The sequence below is a fragment of the Pacificibacter sp. genome (assembly GCF_039769035.1).
In the GTDB taxonomy this organism is placed as follows: domain Bacteria; phylum Pseudomonadota; class Alphaproteobacteria; order Rhodobacterales; family Rhodobacteraceae; genus Celeribacter.
This window is the reverse complement of the sequence record NZ_JBDMZG010000126.1, coordinates 1-17,892: the sequence shown is the minus strand read 5'-3', so window position 1 is coordinate 17,892 and position 17,892 is coordinate 1. Positions and strand designations below refer to the sequence as shown.

General features: G+C 55.1%; 22 protein-coding genes. 14 read left to right on the top strand and 8 right to left on the bottom strand.

What is annotated here, in order from left to right:
* From ABF287_RS11275 to ABF287_RS11260, 4 genes are all read right to left on the bottom strand, one after another.
* The coding region (locus ABF287_RS11275; protein WP_347185104.1) for a lytic murein transglycosylase at positions 1-795 on the bottom strand (795 nt) is incomplete at its 3' end.
* 67 nt (positions 796-862) lie between these two features.
* Positions 863-1,801 (bottom strand): adenosylcobinamide-phosphate synthase CbiB, encoded by a 939-nt coding sequence (gene cbiB, locus ABF287_RS11270; protein ID WP_347185103.1) that lies wholly within the window; start codon positions 1,799-1,801, stop codon positions 863-865.
* Positions 1,798-2,733, bottom strand: a complete 936-nt coding sequence (gene cobD, locus ABF287_RS11265) for a threonine-phosphate decarboxylase CobD (protein ID WP_347185102.1) — start codon at positions 2,731-2,733, stop codon at positions 1,798-1,800. The genes cbiB and cobD overlap by 4 nt, the downstream gene beginning before the upstream one ends.
* A complete protein-coding gene (locus ABF287_RS11260; protein WP_347185101.1) occupies positions 2,730-3,119 on the bottom strand; it encodes a DUF1636 domain-containing protein in 390 nt (129 codons plus the stop codon). Before ABF287_RS11260 ends, cobD begins: the two co-directional genes overlap by 4 nt.
* A gap of 192 nt (positions 3,120-3,311) precedes the next feature.
* Between ABF287_RS11260 and ABF287_RS11255 the strand changes: the two genes are divergently transcribed.
* On the top strand, positions 3,312-3,674 hold the full coding sequence (locus ABF287_RS11255; RefSeq protein WP_347185100.1) for a response regulator: 363 nt from the start codon (positions 3,312-3,314) through the stop codon (positions 3,672-3,674).
* 28 nt (positions 3,675-3,702) lie between these two features.
* Here ABF287_RS11255 and ABF287_RS11250 read toward each other — a convergent pair whose 3' ends face one another.
* Entirely contained in the window at positions 3,703-4,677 is a 975-nt protein-coding gene (locus ABF287_RS11250) for a glutathione S-transferase family protein (protein ID WP_347185099.1), read from the bottom strand.
* A 339-nt stretch (positions 4,678-5,016) separates the two neighbouring features.
* On the opposite strand from ABF287_RS11250, the gene ABF287_RS11245 reads away from it, so the two are divergent.
* From ABF287_RS11245 to ABF287_RS11210, 8 genes are all read left to right on the top strand, one after another.
* Positions 5,017-5,244, top strand: a complete 228-nt coding sequence (locus ABF287_RS11245) for a DUF6732 family protein (protein ID WP_347185098.1) — start codon at positions 5,017-5,019, stop codon at positions 5,242-5,244.
* Positions 5,245-5,249: 5 nt separating this feature from the next.
* On the top strand, positions 5,250-6,497 hold the full coding sequence (locus tag ABF287_RS11240; RefSeq protein WP_347185097.1) for a sirohydrochlorin chelatase: 1,248 nt from the start codon (positions 5,250-5,252) through the stop codon (positions 6,495-6,497).
* An 896-nt stretch (positions 6,498-7,393) separates the two neighbouring features.
* Entirely contained in the window at positions 7,394-8,032 is a 639-nt protein-coding gene (locus tag ABF287_RS11235; protein ID WP_347185106.1) for a precorrin-8X methylmutase, read from the top strand.
* Entirely contained in the window at positions 8,029-9,225 is a 1,197-nt protein-coding gene (gene cbiE, locus ABF287_RS11230) for a precorrin-6y C5,15-methyltransferase (decarboxylating) subunit CbiE (protein WP_347185096.1), read from the top strand. Before ABF287_RS11235 ends, cbiE begins: the two co-directional genes overlap by 4 nt.
* Positions 9,222-9,935, top strand: coding sequence for a precorrin-2 C(20)-methyltransferase (gene cobI / locus ABF287_RS11225; protein ID WP_347185095.1), 714 nt, complete (start codon positions 9,222-9,224; stop codon positions 9,933-9,935). Before cbiE ends, cobI begins: the two co-directional genes overlap by 4 nt.
* Entirely contained in the window at positions 9,926-11,713 is a 1,788-nt protein-coding gene (cobJ, locus tag ABF287_RS11220) for a precorrin-3B C(17)-methyltransferase (protein WP_347185094.1), read from the top strand. The genes cobI and cobJ overlap by 10 nt, the downstream gene beginning before the upstream one ends.
* Positions 11,710-12,477, top strand: coding sequence for a precorrin-4 C(11)-methyltransferase (gene cobM / locus ABF287_RS11215; protein ID WP_347185093.1), 768 nt, complete (start codon positions 11,710-11,712; stop codon positions 12,475-12,477). Before cobJ ends, cobM begins: the two co-directional genes overlap by 4 nt.
* Before the next feature lie 108 nt (positions 12,478-12,585).
* The gene (locus ABF287_RS11210) at positions 12,586-12,948 is read left to right on the top strand and encodes a hypothetical protein (RefSeq protein ID WP_347185092.1); all 363 of its coding nucleotides are present in this window, start codon (positions 12,586-12,588) and stop codon (positions 12,946-12,948) included.
* Between the two features lie 21 nt (positions 12,949-12,969).
* On the opposite strand, the gene ABF287_RS11205 is transcribed toward ABF287_RS11210, so the two are convergent.
* The gene (locus ABF287_RS11205) at positions 12,970-14,157 is read right to left on the bottom strand and encodes a PatB family C-S lyase (protein ID WP_347185091.1); all 1,188 of its coding nucleotides are present in this window, start codon (positions 14,155-14,157) and stop codon (positions 12,970-12,972) included.
* Positions 14,158-14,291: 134 nt separating this feature from the next.
* Between ABF287_RS11205 and def (ABF287_RS11200) the strand changes: the two genes are divergently transcribed.
* The 5 genes from def (ABF287_RS11200) (at position 14,292) to ABF287_RS11180 (ending at position 16,797) form a co-directional block, all read left to right on the top strand.
* Entirely contained in the window at positions 14,292-14,813 is a 522-nt protein-coding gene (gene def / locus ABF287_RS11200; protein ID WP_347185105.1) for a peptide deformylase, read from the top strand.
* 77 nt (positions 14,814-14,890) lie between these two features.
* Positions 14,891-15,394, top strand: coding sequence for a peptide deformylase (def, locus tag ABF287_RS11195; protein ID WP_347185090.1), 504 nt, complete (start codon positions 14,891-14,893; stop codon positions 15,392-15,394).
* A complete protein-coding gene (gene fmt, locus ABF287_RS11190; RefSeq protein ID WP_347185089.1) occupies positions 15,391-16,296 on the top strand; it encodes a methionyl-tRNA formyltransferase in 906 nt (301 codons plus the stop codon). Before def (ABF287_RS11195) ends, fmt begins: the two co-directional genes overlap by 4 nt.
* 9 nt (positions 16,297-16,305) lie before the next feature.
* A complete protein-coding gene (locus tag ABF287_RS11185; RefSeq protein ID WP_347185088.1) occupies positions 16,306-16,548 on the top strand; it encodes a hypothetical protein in 243 nt (80 codons plus the stop codon).
* A gap of 9 nt (positions 16,549-16,557) precedes the next feature.
* The gene (locus ABF287_RS11180; RefSeq protein ID WP_347185087.1) at positions 16,558-16,797 is read left to right on the top strand and encodes a GlsB/YeaQ/YmgE family stress response membrane protein; all 240 of its coding nucleotides are present in this window, start codon (positions 16,558-16,560) and stop codon (positions 16,795-16,797) included.
* 148 nt (positions 16,798-16,945) lie between these two features.
* On the opposite strand, the gene ABF287_RS11175 is transcribed toward ABF287_RS11180, so the two are convergent.
* Positions 16,946-17,569 carry a trimeric intracellular cation channel family protein gene (locus tag ABF287_RS11175; protein WP_347185086.1) on the bottom strand — a complete coding sequence of 208 codons (624 nt, stop codon included), beginning with the start codon at positions 17,567-17,569 and terminating at the stop codon, positions 16,946-16,948.
* The coding region (gene rnhA, locus ABF287_RS11170; RefSeq protein ID WP_347185085.1) for a ribonuclease HI at positions 17,566-17,892 on the bottom strand (327 nt) is incomplete at its 5' end. The genes rnhA and ABF287_RS11175, both read right to left, overlap by 4 nt.

Here is a 17,892-nt window from a genome sequence, read left to right as displayed (position 1 = left end):
GCGCGCTTTAACCCCCATTTTTTCCCAGTCTTTGACTGAAATTTTGTGATTTAGCCCTGTTTTTGACCAATCCAAATTGCTGGGCACAACGATTTCTTGCAGCCATGGTTCATTGGCGCGCCATCCTAGATCTTTGAGCATCTTGCCACCTGACATCAGCGCGTCAGGCGCAGAGGTTTTAAGGCGTACATGACCATCACCATCGCCATCAACGCCGTTGCGAATGATGTCTTCAGGCAGCATTTGCACCATGCCGATTTCACCTGCCCACGCGCCTTCGGTTTTTACAGGGTCAAAATCGCCGTGCTCATAGAGTTCAAGAGCTGCGAAAATTTGTGGTTGAAACAGCTCGGGGCGGCGGCAGTCGTGGCCCAATGTGAGCAATGAATTGAGCGTGTTAAAGTTCCCTTGGACCTGACCGTAGTCCGTTTCCAAGGCCCAGAACGCCAGTAAAACACCGCGTGATACGCCGTACTTTTGTTCGATGGTTTTGAAAACAGATGCGTATTGCCCACCGTACTTGCTGCCATTGCTGATACGGTTTTGACTGATCACGGCGCGAGAAAACTCGATGAAGTTCTTTTTGAACACGCCTTGGGATCGGTCGGCTTTGATCACAGCGGGGCTCTGCTGCGCATTGGCCAAAAAACTGTTTACGGTGCTTTGCGAATGGCCTCTGCGCACAGCCTCTGTTTTGACGTTTTTTACAAAGCTTGAAAACGAGCCGCCGCAGGGCACGTTGGCCAAAGCAGGGGTTGCACATGTCAATGCCAGCACGAAAGGAAGAAAACGCATAAGATCACCTGTTTACCAATTTTGATGTACCCTAGCGAGGCAAAGGGAGCGGCGCAAATACCATGGTTTACGTAAGCAAAAATGCGCCCCAACATCCAAGCGCAAAACAGAACCAAACCATGCCAATCCAAGCAAACCAGAGCCGTCGACATGCGGCGTCGATGTCAGCGGGTTGAGCGGTTTTGCGACCTGTTTCATTGACCCAAGGGTAGTCTTTCATTTCGCCGTGATAGGCACGGGGGCCCGACAGCGCGACGCCCAAAGAGCGTGACAAAGCCGCTTCTGGCCATCCTGCGTTCGGGGATCTGTGTTTGCGTGCGTCCTTAGCGATTGCGCGCAATACCGAGACGCGTGAAGCGCCCTCGTCAGTTTTCCAAGGCATCAACATGCACATTGTGATCCGCGCAGGCACAAGGTTTAATAGATCGTCGAACCGGGCGGAGGCCCAGCCAAAGTCGCTGTGTTTAGGGGTGAGATAGCCGATCATACTGTCGGCGGTGTTGACCATTTTGTAGATCATCAGGCCCGGCAGGCCACCGATCAAAAACCAAAACGCAGGGGCGATCACGCCGTCAGAAAAGTTCTCAGCAGCCGATTCAATCGCTGCGCGTGTGACGGCGGGCGCGTCCATCTGTGCTGTGTCACGCCCCACGATCATAGCCACTGTATTGCGCCCGTCTTGCAGTGATGAATCAAGTCCCTTCGCGACAGCTTTGACGTGCTGTATCAAAGATTTATGTGCAATCAAAATCGCGGCGACGATGATCTCAAGGTGGGGCACAAGTGCTATGACATATCCAACGGCCCCTGCAAGGATCACAAGGCAAACGAGCACGATCACTCCGTTGCGCTTGCGGTGAGGGCCTGAGTTGAACTGTGTGTCAGCCCAGCCAATCAAACGCCCCATAACAACCGCTGGATGGGGGATGCGCGTCCAAAGCCATTTGGGTTCGCCAAAAACTGCGTCCAAAATGAGGGCCAAACAGAGGGCGAAAGCGGTACTCACAAGGCGGCCTTAAGCTGGTTCCATTTATCCGCCGCAGGTATGCCCAAGCGCAACCAAGAGTCAGAATAGGGAAAGACCCGTGACCAGACTTTGCCCTGTGCCAAACGGTCTTGCCATGCGTGCGCGTCGCCGACATCGTACAATCGGAACAGAGTCGTGCCCCCAAGGCACGTCGCGCCTTTTGTCGTCATCAAGGTGTCGAGGCGCGCCGCATCTTGCGCCAATTTGCGCCGCGTGGCGTCTGCCCAATCGACATCATTCAAGGCCGCAGCACCGATGCGCAACGCAGGGCCAGACACGGCCCATGGCCCAATCATCGTCGATAGCCGTTGTATGGTGTCAGGATCGGCGATCGCAAATCCAAGCCGCAGCCCCGCGAGCCCCCAGAATTTACCAAAACTTTTAAGCACTATTGTGCCTTTGTTTGCAGTGCGCGCGACGTGGCTTCGCTCTGGCGTGACATCGCAAAAGCTCTCGTCGATTACGGTCAAAGGAGCGGTCAACTCGTTGGTCGACCACAACCGACCCGTGGGGTTGTTCGGGTGCACGACGACTTGCACGTTTTGATGTTCTTCTGCCACTTGCCAACCATGGGCCTCAAACGCGCCAGCGTGTTCATTGTACGTCGGCGTTTGGATCGAGACGCGTTCTGTCGGCCACAATGCGGGGATGCGTGCGATGAGGCTCGACGCGCCGGGTGCTGCTAGGATCGCGGCCTCTTTCGGGACGTTCCAAAATTTGCGCGCTGCGTCGATCAGTGCTTTGGTCGCGTCGGCATCGGGCAAGGCAGACCATGCGTCGTCGGTGAAGGTGCCGATGGGATAGGGCGCGGGGTTGATTCCGGTAGAGAGATCAAGCCACTGCGACCGAGTTCCGCCATATCGCTGGGCTGCGGCGTCCACGCCGCCACCATGATCGCGCGCCTTGCTCATGACTCGTCTGTGGGCAACGGCAAGTGGCGCGACACGAAATGCCCTTTGACCCCGATCGGCCACGTCCGAAATGGCACCTGTCCGGTGGGGGACTGGGCGTGCAGAGTGGCGAATTCTGTGATGGCTTGGGCGTCGTCGGCGGTGCCGTCGAACGTCCCCAAAGAATAGCCGATTTTTGATTTTCCGCTTTCATCCATCCCTTGCACAATCACATTGCAAGCGCGGTCGCAGCCCATAGTGCAGGACACGCGGCGGGTTTTCACATCGGTGATTTCGGCGCAGGTTTCTATGGCCTGTGCCAGAACGTCTCCGTCGGTGCGGTCCGTGGGGCGTTCATCCCAATCGCTGCGTTTGCAGCCTTCGCATATGGTGATCCAAGTTGTCATGACATTCCTTTTGACGCCCGAGGGAGGAAATTCAAGTTAAAATTCAATCTTTTTATACCTACTGAGAGGGGCTTTGTTGGATTGACCACAACCTTAACCATTCGTTACTTTATTGTATCGAATCCTACGCATCGGTTCGACACTTAAAAACCGTTTAGCGAGTTTGGCCTAGTCTGTTGGGCAGGGGTATCTATGCGCGTACTTATTATCGAAAGCAATTCCGCTCTAAGTGATGTCTGGCGGCGTCACCTTGAACGCCAAGGCGTCGAGGTCGAATGTGCTGTTGGACAAGAAGATGCCATTCAATTCTTACAAGACAAGAGTGTCGACTTGATTGTTTTGAACTTGGTGCTCGAAGCCGGATCTGCCTTTGCGGTCGCTGACTATGCGAACTATCGCCATCCCGACATTCCGGTCATTTTTGTGACAAACTCGTCGTTCTTTTCAGACGGATCGATTTTTCAACACATGGCCAACGCGCGTGCCTTTGTTGCCTCAGAAGTTGATCCCGAAGATTTGGCAGCCATGGTCGAACATTACGGCCGCACGCCTTAAGCGCGCGACCGAAACGCATTGCTGCGATTTAAGACCTGCCGTGCGGCGCGTTCCAATCTAGATCAGGCGTGATCGGAACAATCCGATTTGGATTGATGGTTTCGTGACTGTAATGATAGTGGCGCACAAAGTGATCGAATTTGGTCGTTTCGGCCACGCCTTCCCATTGATACAGCTCACGTGTGAACCCCCATAGGTTTGGGTAGTCCTTAAGCATGCGTTTGTTACACTTAAAATGCCCGTGATACACAAGATCAAACCGCGCCAAAGTGGTGAACAGGCGCCAATCTGCCTCTGTCACCGTATCGCCCATCAGGTAGCGTGACTTAGACAGACGCTCTTCTAGCCAATCCAAGGTGTCAAACAACGGAATAACGGCAGCATCATATGCCGACTGCGTTGTTGCGAACCCTGCCATGTAGACGCCATTGTTGACCGTGTCATAAATACGCGCGTTCACCGCTTCGATCTCGTCGCGCTGCGCTTCGGGCCAAAAATCAACGCTGTTTCCAGTGATGCCATCAAAGGCGGAATTGAACATTCGGATAATTTCGGACGATTCGTTGGACACGATGGTGTTCAGCTCTTTGTCCCACAAAATGGGTACGGTCACTCGCCCGGATACATCGGGCACAGCCCGCGTGTAGATGTCGCGCAAGAACTCAGACCCAAAAAGATCGTCGCCCGTGCAGCCCTCAAAATCAGTCGCAAAGGTCCAGCCATCCGACAACATGTCAGGATGAACGGCCGAGACCGTGATCAGATCCTCAAGCCCTTTGAGAGCGCGGAAAATAAGCGTGCGATGCGCCCAAGGACAGGCGTAAGACACATACAAATGATACCGACCTGCTTGGGCTTTGAAGCCACTCACGCCAGTTGGGCCCGCATCCCCAGTGGGGGTGATCCAATTGCGAAATCCCGCTGTCGTGCGTTCGAATGTTCCGCCTGTAGATTTGGTGTCGTACCAAGACGAATCCCAAACACCGTTTTTCAAAAAGCCCATAGTCGCCTCCAATAATTCACACCATTGATAGCTTGTCTGCGAAGGCGATGATACAGGCGTCATGATACGGCCTATGTGCGCATACGCACCATAAGCGCTGCGTGGTGAGGTCGTGTTTGCGCTAAACCGATTGCACCGAAGGGCAGGCCAATTTATATACGCCCCATGACGACGCCTTCGCAGTGAAGGCCAGAGAGGTTGGCTACGCTGGATTGACCCAAACAGGGGATCCAAAATAGCATCGTCGGGATCTTCCCAGCCTCCTTGAATTTTAACCGCCTTTTGGGGCGATATCGCGGCGCATTTCACAATGCCAGACGGTTGAGACAAGGACATACTATGCGGCACTTAGTGACTGTTATCTTTACCCTAATCGCAGCGCCAGCGCTGGCCCATGTTGGCCACTTTGGTGAACTTGCCGGCCACGATCACGTGATCGCCGGTGCGGCCATTGGCGCAGCTATCGGCATCGCCATTTGGGGCGCCATCAAGGGTAAAAAGCAAGACGCTGAACAAGCCGAATCTGATGCCGAGTCGGACACCGACGCCGAGCCGCAGGAAGCGTGAACATCATGAAAACTGGAGTAATGATCTGCGGCCACGGGTCTCGCAGTCAATCCGCCGTGGATGAATTCGCCGTGCTAGCTGAAAAATTGCCTGCACTTTTGCCCAGCGATTGGATGGTTGATTACGGATATTTGGAATTCGCCAACCCTGTGATCCGCGATGGTTTGGATCGTTTGCGTGAGGCTGGATGTGATCGCATTTTGGCCGTGCCGGGTATGTTATTTGCAGCGATGCATTCCAAAAACGATATCCCCACAGTGCTGAATACATATGCCACACAACATGGCATCGATGTGAAATATGGCCGGGAGCTTGGCGTTGATCCCAAGATGATCGCGGCCGCTGGTGCGCGCATCAAAGACGCCGTGGCGGCCGCGAATGTGGAACATGGCGAATTGCCGCTGCACGAGACTGCTTTGGTGGTCATCGGGCGTGGCGCGTCAGACCCTGACGCGAACGGCAACGTTTCGAAAATCGCACGTATGCTTTGGGAAGGCATCGGGTTTGGCTGGGGCGAAGTTGGCTATTCCGGCGTGACATTCCCGCTGGTTGAACCCTGCCTCGAACATGTCGCCAAGCTCGGCTACAAACGCGTGATCGTGTTTCCCTATTTCTTGTTCACAGGCATTTTGATCGACCGTATTTATGGCTTTACTGATCAAGTGGCCGCAAAACATCCAGACATCCAATTTGTCAAAGCCGGCTACCTGAACGATCACCCAAAGGTGCTTGAAACCTTCGCTGAGCGTATTTTGGAACAACAAGGTGATGTGCCTGTGCCCAATTGCGGCATCTGTGCCTACCGTACGCAAGTGCTCGCGATTGAAGGCCAAGAAACCACGATCACAGCCGAAGCCCGCGCGGCGTTGAAAGCCGAAGGCAAAGGTCATCCCGCCTTTGGCGATGTGCCGCCACCGACCTGTGTGATGTGCAAATACCGCACACAAATCTTAGGATTCGAATCCGAAGTGGGCTCTGTGCAAGAAAGCCATCACCACCATGTCGAGGGCCAAGGGGCTTCTGCGCCAGGATCCAACGTGTCTGATTGTGCGCTTTGCGATCATTTCTGCACGGGGCTGTGTCGTTTGCAGCAGGCAGATGACGGTCACCATCACCACCACGATCATGACCACAGCCATTCACATGCGCACGGGCATGATCATCACCATCACCATCATGATCACGATCACAGCCACCCCGAGTATCCACATGCCAAACATCCGCACGGTCCGGAAAGCGCGCGCAAATCATGAGCCGCGCTTTATTCGACCTGCATGTGGTTGTGGATTGGTCCTCTGCGGGCGCGCCTAAGACAGGTAAAGACAGCATCTGGATCGCTGTAAAAAGCAATGATGTGACCGAAGTGTCCAACCCAGCAACGCGCAGTGAGGCGATGCAGGCGCTCAACGGTATTTTGGATGCCGCCAATGCCAAGGGGCAGCGTGTGTTCATCGGGTTTGATTTTGCCTTTGGCTATCCCGAAGGTCTGTCCAAAGCGCTGGGCGCACATGCAGATTGGCGCGACGTCTGGGCGACCATTGCCAATGAAATAGAAGACGCCGATGACAACAGTAACAACCGTTTCGATGCAGCTGCACGGCTAAACCAAATGTTTGACGCGGACGGTCCTTTTTGGGGCAACGCCTTGCAGCGCGACATTGACGGCTTGCTACGTACCAAACCCAAGGGCTGGGGGGATACACTGCCTGCCAATCAACGGGCGGCCGAAGCCTGCGTGAACAATGCCCAAGAGGTCTGGAAGCTCAGCGGCGTTGGCTCTGTCGGCGGGCAAGCTTTGACAGGCATCGCACGGCTGGAAAAAATGCGTCAGACTCGCAATGATCTGATGATTTGGCCGTTTCAAAGTTTTGGCGATGGGCGCGGGCATTTGGCTGCCGAGGTTTTCCCGTCCTTGATCGATATTCCAAAAGCTGCCGATCAACCTCATGATAAAACGCAGGTCGAAACACTCGCGCGTGCTTTGCATCAATTGGATCAGGCCGGAACGCTGACCGCTTTGCTACAAGCGCCCAAAGACCGCACCGACATTTTGACCCATGAAGCCAGTATCCTAGGATTGGGGCATAAATCATTGCTGAAAAAGGCGGTGAATGCGCCGATCGCGACCACCCAAATACCGAGATCCATGATGCGCCCTTATGAAAAAGATCCTGCAACCATCTATGCACAGTCCTTTGCCACGGTGCGCTCAGAGGCCAAATTGGATCGGTTCGATGCGGGCATGGAACGTCTTGCCATACGTCTGATCCATGCGTGCGGCATGGTCGAGGTGGCGGATCGTTTGGCCTATTCTAAACACGCTTACATGGCGGGCCACACGGCGCTGGCCAACGGCGCGCCGATCCTATGCGATTGCGAAATGGTTGGCGCGGGCATCATCCGCAGATACCTGCCGAACGACAATAAAGTCATCGTCACGCTCAATGATCCGCGCACGCCAGAACACGCCAAATCCATCGGCAACACGCGGTCAGCGGCAGCTGTTGAATTCTGGGCCGATCACATGGAGGGGGCTGTCGTGGCCATCGGCAATGCGCCGACAGCCTTGTTCCATTTGCTGGAACTCATCGACCAAGGCGCGCCCAAACCTGCGGTGATCCTTGGGTTTCCTGTGGGCTTTGTGGGGGCGGCTGAGTCAAAAGCGGAACTGGCCGCCAATCCGCGCGGCTGTGATTTCGTGGCCTTGCGCGGGCGTCGTGGTGGCTCTGCGATTGCGTCTGCTGCCGTCAACGCTTTGGCTGTCGGCCTGCCGGAGATCGGCGAGTGACGGCTTGGCTCCATATCATCGGGATGGGCGACAATGGGCTTGAAAGCCTGACGCCCGCCACCCGTGCTGTACTGGAAACGGCGGATGTGATCGTCGGTGGCGCACGTCATCATGCGCTAACCTCTGAAGTTAAAGCCGAGCGCATCAATTGGCCCTCGCCCTTCAGTGCTTTGACCGAAACACTTCAGAGTTTGCGCGGCAAACAGGTGACTGTTTTGGCCACGGGCGATCCATTGTGGTACTCTGTTGGACCAATGATCGCCAAACAATTTGCGCCTGAGGACACTCTTTTTCATCCGCAAGTCTCTGCTTTTCAACTCGCTGCCGCGCGGATGCATTGGAGCCTGTCTGGCGTTGAAACACTGACAGTTCACGGTCGCCCCGTTGAGACCATTTTGCCGTTTCTGGCTCCCAATCAAAAGCTGATCTTGCTCACAAGTGGGTCACAGACCCCCGCTGACGTTGCCGCACTTTTGACCGCGCGTGGGTATGGCAATTCACGCATGACAGTGCTCGCCCATATGGGCGGTGCTGATGAGGCGCGTTTCGATGGCACTGCCGCCGGTTGGTCGTATGATGTTCCTGATTTTCACAGCCTTGCGATTGATTGCGTCTTGGATACGGGCAATGCGCCCATGCCGCGTGTGGGGCTGCCCGATGATGTTTTCGTCTCTGACGGCACCATGACCAAACGCGATATACGCGCCGTGACTTTGTCCAAGCTGATGCCGATGCGCGGGGCCTTGCTTTGGGATATCGGCTGTGGCTCTGGATCGGTGGCGATTGAATGGATTCGTGCGGCCCGTGATGCCCGTGCCATCGGTATTGAGCGCCGTGCAGATCGTCGCGCTATGGCATTGGAAAACGCGGTCACTTTGGGTGCGCCTAAATTGCAGGTGTTGGACGGCGAGGTGCCAAATGCGCTAAGCGACCTTGAGGCACCTGACGCGATTTTCATCGGTGGTGGACTGTCCATTGAGACCTTTGATGCGGCGTGGTCCGCACTCAAACCGCACGGGCGTTTGGTCGCCAATGCCGTGACGCTTGAAGGCGAAGCCGTCTTGTTTGAGCTGTTTCATAAGCACGGCGGTGATTTGACACGTATTGCCGTCAGCCGTGCAGAACCTGTTGGTCGTCTCACAGGGTGGCGTGCCGCAATGCCGCTGACGCAATGGAGCATCGTAAAACTATGACAGATGTGAAACACGGCAAAGTCTATGGCATCGGCCTTGGGCCGGGTGACCCTGAACTGATGACGCTCAAAGCCGCGCGTTTGATCCGCGAGGCATCGGTGATCGCCTATCCGACCCTTGCAGGCGGCGCGTCTTTTGCGCGGTCTATCGCCGCGGATTTTATTTCTCCTGACACGCGCGAAATTGTCATGGATGTACCGATGACGATTGAGCGCGGCCCTGCACAAGCCGCCTATGATGTGGGCGCTGCCGAGATCGCGCAAACTTTGGAAGCAGGCCAAGATGTGGTCGTGCTCTGCGAAGGGGACCCGTTTTTCTACGGCTCTTTCATGTATCTTTTTGCCCGCCTAAATGCTGCCTTTGAGGTCGAAGTCGTGCCCGGTGTGACCTCAGTCACGGCCTGTGCGGCTGTCGCAGGATTGCCGCTTGTGGCGCGCAACGAGGTGATGACCGTTTTGCCCGCTCCGCTGGATGATGGGGCGTTGCATGACAAATTGGTGGCGAGTGACACATTGGTGCTGATGAAACTGGGGCGCCACTTTGCCCGCGTGCGTGCGCTCATTGACGCCGCAGGTCTGACCGAGAATTCCGTATATATCGAACGCGCTACGGGCGTGGACGAAGTTGTGAAACCATTGAAAGACGCGCCAGAAAAAGCGCCGTATTTCTCTATGATTTTGATTGTGAAAGGGGCCGATCCGTGGCTGTAAAACCCGTCGTCCTATGTCTGAACCGCTCTGGCGAAGAGGTGGCCCGCAAGGTTGCCAGCTTGCTTGGTGCCGAACTTCATGGCCGTGAGAACCGCACATCTTGTGATGTGACATTCGCAAATGCTTTGGACCATGCGCGTGACTTGTTCGCGGCTGGCGTGCCAATTGTGGGCGTTTGCGCCTCTGGCATTTTGATCCGCGCCGTGGCGCCACTGCTGTCTGATAAACGATCTGAGCCACCTGTTTTGTCGGTCTCTGATGATGGCTCTGTCGTGATCCCCCTTTTGGGCGGTCATCGCGGAGCCAACCGCATGGCGCGCGATATTGCGCAGGGATTGGATGCCAAAGCTGCCGTGACTACGGCTGGCGATATTGCCTTGGGGATTGCGCTCGACGAGCCGCCATTGGGCTATCGCTTGGCCAACCCAGAAGACGCGAAAGACGCAATGGCTTCCTTGCTGTCTGGCGCGGGCGTGAGCCTTTCGGGGGACAACATTTTCGATATCGAAGATGCAGGCGGTTCTGTTGAGCTTTGCGTCACAGACGCGCCAGCTGAGGGCAACAAAGCTAAGCTGGTCTATCATCCACAAAGCTATGCCTTGGGTGTTGGCTGTGCCCGCAACGCGGACCCTGACGAGCTTTGGGATCTGGTGCAAAAAGCGCTTGCTGAAAATGGGATTGCCGCAGGTGCGATTGCTTCTGTAAACACCATCGATCTGAAAGCCGACGAGCCTGCGATGAACCAATTGGCCGCCCGATTGGGCGTGCCTTTACGTCTGTTCACCGCTGCTGAGTTGGAAGAGTTCGCGCCCCAATTGGCCAATCCATCTGATGTTGTTTTTGCCGAAGTTGGCTGCCATGGCGTGTCTGAGGGCGCGGCTTTGGCGGCTGGCGGCGCGCTTGTTGTTGAGAAAGTGAAAACAGCAAATACGACCTGCGCTTTGACACGCTCTGATGCGCCAATTACCGAGTTCAACGGCCGCGCCCGTGGTCGTTTGTCAGTTGTTGGCATCGGGCCGGGGCAGGCCGCTTGGCGCACGCCTGAGGTGTCTAAACTCGTGTCACAGGCCGAAGAGCTTGTGGGTTACGGATTGTACATTGATTTGCTTGGGCCTTTGGCCGCTGGCAAAACGCGGTCTGATTTTCCACTTGGTGGTGAAGAAGATCGTTGTCGTTACGCGCTTGAACAAGCCGCACTTGGCAAAAACGTCGCGCTGGTATGTTCTGGCGATGCGGGCATTTATGCGATGGCTGCACTGGTGTTTGAGCTGTTGGATCGTGGTCCAGATGAGCACGGCGTGTCTGATGCCGCGCACCGTGTCGATGTTGTGTGCTCGCCTGGTGTGTCCGCGTTGCAAGGCGCTGCGGCGCGCGCGGGGGCGCCTTTGGGGCATGATTTCTGCGCGATTTCTTTGTCGGATTTGCTGACGCCGCGTGCAGATATTGTACGTCGTTTGAAGGCTGCCGCAGAGGGTGATTTTGTCATCGCGTTTTACAATCCAGTGTCCATGAAGCGTCGGACATTGTTGGCGGAAGCGCGTGAGATTTTGTTGCAGCACCGCCCTGCGGATACGCCCGTGATGTTGGCGTCGAACCTTGGGCGACCCACGGAAAATGTACGCTATCGTCGTCTTGATGAGCTGGAAGTGGACGAGGTCGACATGCTCACGGTCGTATTGATCGGGTCCAGCAATTCACGTCTGGCACAGCTTGGTGAAGGCCCGCGCATGTACACGCCGCGCGGCTATGCGCGTAAAATTGATGGAGATCTCTCATGACCGTTTACTTTATTGGTGCAGGTCCGGGTGATCCTGAATTGCTGACGAAAAAGGCCGAGCGATTGATCGGCGAATGTCCTGTGTGTTTGTACGCGGGCTCGCTTGTACCAGCTGAGGTGGTCGCAGGCGCGCCCGATGGTGCCTTGGTGATGGACACCGCGCCGATGACCTTGGATGACACGCATGAGCAGATCAAAATTGCGCATGACAAAGGCCAAAATGTGGCGCGTGTGCATAGTGGTGATCCGTCGCTTTATGGTGCAATCGCAGAACAAATTCGCCGTTTGCGATCCGATGGAATTGACTATGAAATTATCCCAGGTGTGCCGGCTTACGCAGCAGCTGCTGCGGCCTTGGGGCAGGAACTTACCATTCCTGAGATCGCGCAGTCTATTGTTTTGACACGCGTTTCTATGAAATCCACGTCAATGCCTGCAGGTGAGACGCTTGAGAATTTTGCCAAGACGGGTGCGACTTTGGCGATCCATTTGGGTGTGCGGAACCTGCGTGAAATTGAACGGCAACTTGCGCCCTATTATGGTGTGGATTGCCCTGTTGCGGTGGTCTACCGTGTCGGGTGGCCAGACCAAATGCTGATCCGTGGCACTTTGAGTGATATTCGCGAAAAAGTGCGGGCAGAAAAGATCACACGCACGGCTTTGATCTTGGTTGGGCCAGCGTTGGGAGAGGTCGCGGACTTCAAAGATTCAGCGCTTTATGACCCAGATATGCCACATGTGTTGCGTCCCAAGGTGCGGCAATAGGGTGACTCTGGCGGGGCATGTCTTGTGTTTTACATAAGCTTGCCTTGACCGAATCTGTCTAAGGGTCATTCTTAAGTCATACCGAAGACTTAGCCCGATGGAGGCAGTATGTCCGAATATGCGTCAGAATTTTTGCCCAAAGAAGTGCGTGAAGGCTTGGAGCTTGCACGCAAGCGCGATCTAAAACGTCGCTCTCGTTTGCGCGTGCGAACGAATGATGGCGCATTTCCAATTTTGCGACTTTGGGACGAAGGTTTTGAGGTTGAGCGGGACAATGCGGAACATATGCGTGGTCTGGTCGACATTTACGACGGTGCACGCCACCTGTATCAGGCGCTGATCGTGGCGTCTCAGGATGACGGTTTCAAAATGAGTTTTGATTTCAAACGCTCAACACCTGCTGCTGATCGTCCCCCGCTGGATTACGATCAACCAGATGATGCACCGGTGGCTTTGTTGCCGCGCCACTAAGTGGCACGGCAACTTCCATGATTACTGCAAATCGCTAAACGCAAGTGCCAGTCGCTCGGTCGCTTCGATCACGACACTGCGTTGTGTCCCGAGATTGAAGCGCAGCCCCAATGCGCCGCCTGTTCCAAATGGGGTGCCAGGGCTGGGTGCGATCTTTGCTGTTTCTGTGACGCGCCGCCAAATTTCGGACGTCTCCATACCTGTGTTTGAAAAATCGACCCATGCCAAATATGTGCCCTCGAGGTGGAAAGCGGTAAGTCCTTTTATATCGTTCACGGCATCGGTAAATGCTTTGGCATTTTCCCAAAGGTATGCATTCAACGCATCGACCCACGCAGCGCCCTGAGGGGAATAGGCGGCGCGTGTCAGCACAACACCGAACAAATTCGGTGCGAGGTCGGCGTTGCGCACGGTTGTTTGAAACTCTTTTCGCAGCGTGTCGTCTGGAATGATGACGCAGCCAAGTCGGGTGCCAGCGATGGAAAACGTCTTGGATGCGGAGGTCATAATAATCATACGATCAAGGGCCTCTGGCGCGACAACCGCCGTGGGATGGTGTGCAAAGCCTGGCATGATCAAGTCGTGATGGACTTCGTCGGACACCAACAGCAAATCGTGACGTGCGCAGAATGCAACGATCGATTGAAGTTCCTCGCGCGTCCAAACACGGCCACCGGGGTTGTGCGGCGAGCACAACAAGAACATGCGCTCGTTGCCTGTCAGACAAGCTTCCCAAGCATCGATGTCGAGCGCGAAATGACCGTTTGTCACAGCGAGCGGCAGCTGCGTCGGCGTACGGCCGTTCTTGAGCACTTTGAGCGAAAACTCGTGATATACGGGTGTCATAAAGGCCACGCCTTCGCCGGGTGCGGTCCACGTTTGAATTGCAAACGCGATCGCATTCCCAAGGCTCGCGGTTGGTGTGATCCAATTTGTCTCGATACCCCAATTGTGACGGGTTTTCATCCACCATTGGATTGCGTCTCGAAAGCTGTCCAAATGCGCAAAATAGCCAAGATCACCAGCATTCGCGACATCGCGTATGGCGTCCGTAAGAAAATCAGGCGCTTTGAAGTCCATGTCCGCCACCCACATTGGGAGCATGTCAGGGTCGGGCTTGATGCCGAGAGCTTCTTCGACAAGCGTCCACTTCGAAGAACGTGTGGCAACGCGATCGAAGCTTTGGTTGAAATCTTGGGTGAAAGTCATGGAATATCCTTTTAAGTCGCTTGCAACCTAGACCAACTCGATGACCGAGAAAAACCACAAATATTGATAGGGCACTGTGCAAAGTGTGATTGAGCGATATTGCACCAAGGCGCTTGTTTGACTACATGCAAAGCATGACAGTTAAACCGATCTTGATCCACCCCGACCCGCGCCTGAAAAAAGCATGCGCGCCCATCACTGTGTTTGATAAAAATCTCGCACAGCTGGCGGACGATATGCTTGAAACTATGTATGACGCGCCAGGCGTCGGACTTGCCGCACCGCAAGTTGGCGTCTTGACCCGCATGTTCGTTATGGACTGCGTGAAAGAAGAGGGCGGCACGCCTGAGCCAATGGCTTTGATCAACCCCAAAGTGGTGTGGGAAAGCGAAGAGCGCAACGTCTATGAAGAGGGGTGTTTGTCTATCCCCGGACAATATGCAGATGTCGAACGTCCCAAAATGGTGCGTGTGACGTGGCAAGATGTGAATGGCGTCGCGCAAGAGCAAGAATTCGACGAGCTGTGGGCCACATGCGCCCAGCACGAGATTGACCATCTCGACGGCACTTTGTTCATTGATCATCTCAAACCAATGAAGCGTCAGATGATCACGCGCAAAATGCAAAAATACAAACGTGAATTGGCGCGCGAATAACCTTCGCGCCGCACTTTCAGGGTCGTGGGTGTGCAGCCGCTGGCGACAAAACCGCAGTTTGATTTGATTGGTACCCCATGACCCAACGCCCCTTTGTTCACTATCCCGATAAGCGCCTCAAAACGGTGTGTACCCCTGTTGACGCGATCACCGATGAAACGCGCGGCATTTGGGCCGATATGGTCGAGACCATGGACGCGATGCCCGGATATGGTTTGGCGGCACCCCAGATCGGCATCTTGCAACGTCTCGCTGTGGTGGATTGTTCCCAAGAACGCGGCAAGGCTGTTTTGATGGCCAACCCCGAAATTCTGCACGCCTCAGCGCAACCACGCGAACATGAGGAAGCCTCTCCAAATCTACCCGGTATGTCGGCTGTGATCTCGCGCCCGCGGGCTGTGACTGTGCGGTTCCTCAATGCGCAGGGCGAGATGGAAGACCGCGATTTCGTCAACCTTTGGGCCACGTCCGTTCAGCACCAAATCGACCATTTGAATGGTAAGATGTACTTTGACAATTTGAAGCCTGTGAAGCGTCAGATGTTCTTGAAAAAGGCCAAAAAAGCAGGAGCGATGAAATGAAAATTGTTTTCATGGGATCCCCTGAGTTTTCGGTGCCTGTGCTGAATGAATTGATCGCTGCAGGCCACGAGATTGCATGTGTGTATTGCCAGCCCCCGCGACCTGCGGGACGTGGCAAAAAGGACCGCCCAACACCTGTTCAGGCGCGTGCCGAAGAATTGGGTTTGCTGGTGCGCCATCCGCTGAATTTCAAAGATCCTGCCGATGTCGCTGATTTTGCGACTCTTGATGCAGACGTTGCCGTGGTCGTGGCCTATGGTTTGCTCTTGCCACAAGCGTTGCTGGACGCGCCGAAACGTGGATGTTTGAACATCCATGCATCGCTTTTGCCACGTTGGCGGGGTGCCGCGCCGATCCATCGCGCGATTTTGGAAGGCGATGACGAAACCGGCGTGTGTATCATGCAGATGGAAGCGGGCTTGGACACTGGTCCAGTCTTGTTGCGCCTAGAGACTGACATCGACTCCGCTGACACAACCGCGACTTTGCATGACCGCCTGTCCGAAATTGGTGCTGCAGCTATTGTCGATGCGCTCTTCGCGCTCGATACTTTGACGCCAGAGCCGCAACCTGAAGACGGCGTGACCTATGCCAAAAAGATCGACAAAGCCGAGGCCAAAATCGACTGGTCGCAATCTGCTCAAATCGTAGACCGCCAAATTCGCGGCCTATCACCCTTTCCGGGGGCTTGGGCCACATACAATGGCGAGCGGATCAAGTTCCACATGTCAAAGCTCAGTCCCTTGTCTGGACAGGCGGGCGAGGTCGTTGGCGACTTCACCATTGCTTGCGGGGAGGGCGCTGTCGAAATTCTCACTGCGCAGCGCACCGGAAAACGTGCTATGCCTGTTGCAGAGATCCTAAAAGGGTTGGATTTGCCCAAGGGCAGCAAGTTTGAGTGAGGTCTAGATATGTTTCCAGTTCTAATCGGCACCGTGGTGATCGCGGGGGTTGTTGGGTACATCTCTGAAAAGACGGGCTTCACGCGGAATGGGTATCTGCAGTCGATCATCATCTGTATTGGCGGCGCATTTTTAGCCTACTTCATTAAACTGATGTTCGGGATCGGCCTGCGTCCTGCGGGCTTGAACGCGATTGCGTCATCGCTTGGCGCCTTAATTATCGTGCCAACCCATTGGCGCAAAAGAAGGTAGAACACGATTATGCCTATTCTCATGCTTATCATTATTGGTGCAGCGGCTGGATTTCTGGCGACGCGCGTTATGAAAGTCGACACAGGTGTCTTGATGACCGTGGCCATCGGCATTGCGGGCGCTTTGATTGGCGGGCTTCTTTTGCGCGCGCTGAGCGTCTTGGCTGGGTCTTTGGGCGGTTTTGTTGGTGCCGTTCTAGGCGCGCTTTTGCTGATCTGGATTTGGAAAAAACTGAAAGAGAACAGCTAGATGTTTGGACTCTTGGCAATTCCAGGGATGGCCTTACGTTTACTGATCGGGTTGTGCGTTTGGCTGATGTTCCGACCCGGCGGGTGGTTTGTTGTGTGCTGCATTGGTATTGCGGCCACTTGGTATTTGTGACGCTTGATGTGCGGCGTTAGCTGCGCGGTGGGCGCGATTTATAGCCCGGCAACGTCCAGCCAAAAATGATGCTGCCTGCGCGCAATGCGAAGGTCAAAATGCCAGTCGCCAAATAGGTATACGCCACTGGCAGCTCAAACGCGCCGCCTGCAACCATTGCCAACGACCCTGCAAAAGCCGCTGTGGCGTAGAGCTCACCTTGTTTCAAGATCAACGGCACCTCGTTGCAGACCACATCACGCATCAACCCGCCAAAACTGCCAGTGGCCACGCCCATAAGCACAATGATCACTGGCGCGTGCCCCAATGAAAGTGCAACGCCCGAGCCCGCAGCAACCGCAACGCCAAGCGCAATTGCATCCGCCCAGACGATGGCTTTGAGACGGCTTTCCAGACGGTGTGCCGTGAAAAAGACCACGACAGATGTGGCAACCGCGACCAAAATATAGGTGGGTTCCGCGATCCAAAATACCGTGTCGCGATTCAGCAAGACGTCACGGATGGTACCGCCGCCCACCGCTGTGAGGCAGGCGATAAAGGCAAACCCGACAATATCAAGCTGTTGGCGCGACGCAACAAGCGCGCCCGACAGCGCGAAGACCAAAACCGAGGCATAGTCTAAAAGCGCGAGCAAGCTCATGCGCGTGCCGTTTTGAAGGGCGCCATGCCAGCGCGCGCCAGTTCATCGGCATGTTCATTTTCCGCGTGGCCTGCGTGACCTTTGATCCATTTCCACGTCACGTGATGTGTGGCTTGGGCAGCATCGATACGCTGCCACAGATCCACGTTTTTCACGGGTTTTTTGTTCGAAGTTTTCCAGCCATTGCGCTTCCAACCGTGGATCCAACCGGTCACACCGTTTTTGACATAGGCACTATCGGTTGTGATGGTGATGTCTGTTGGGCGCGTCAGTGTTTCTAGGGCGTTGATCGCCGCCAAAAGTTCCATCCGATTGTTGGTGGT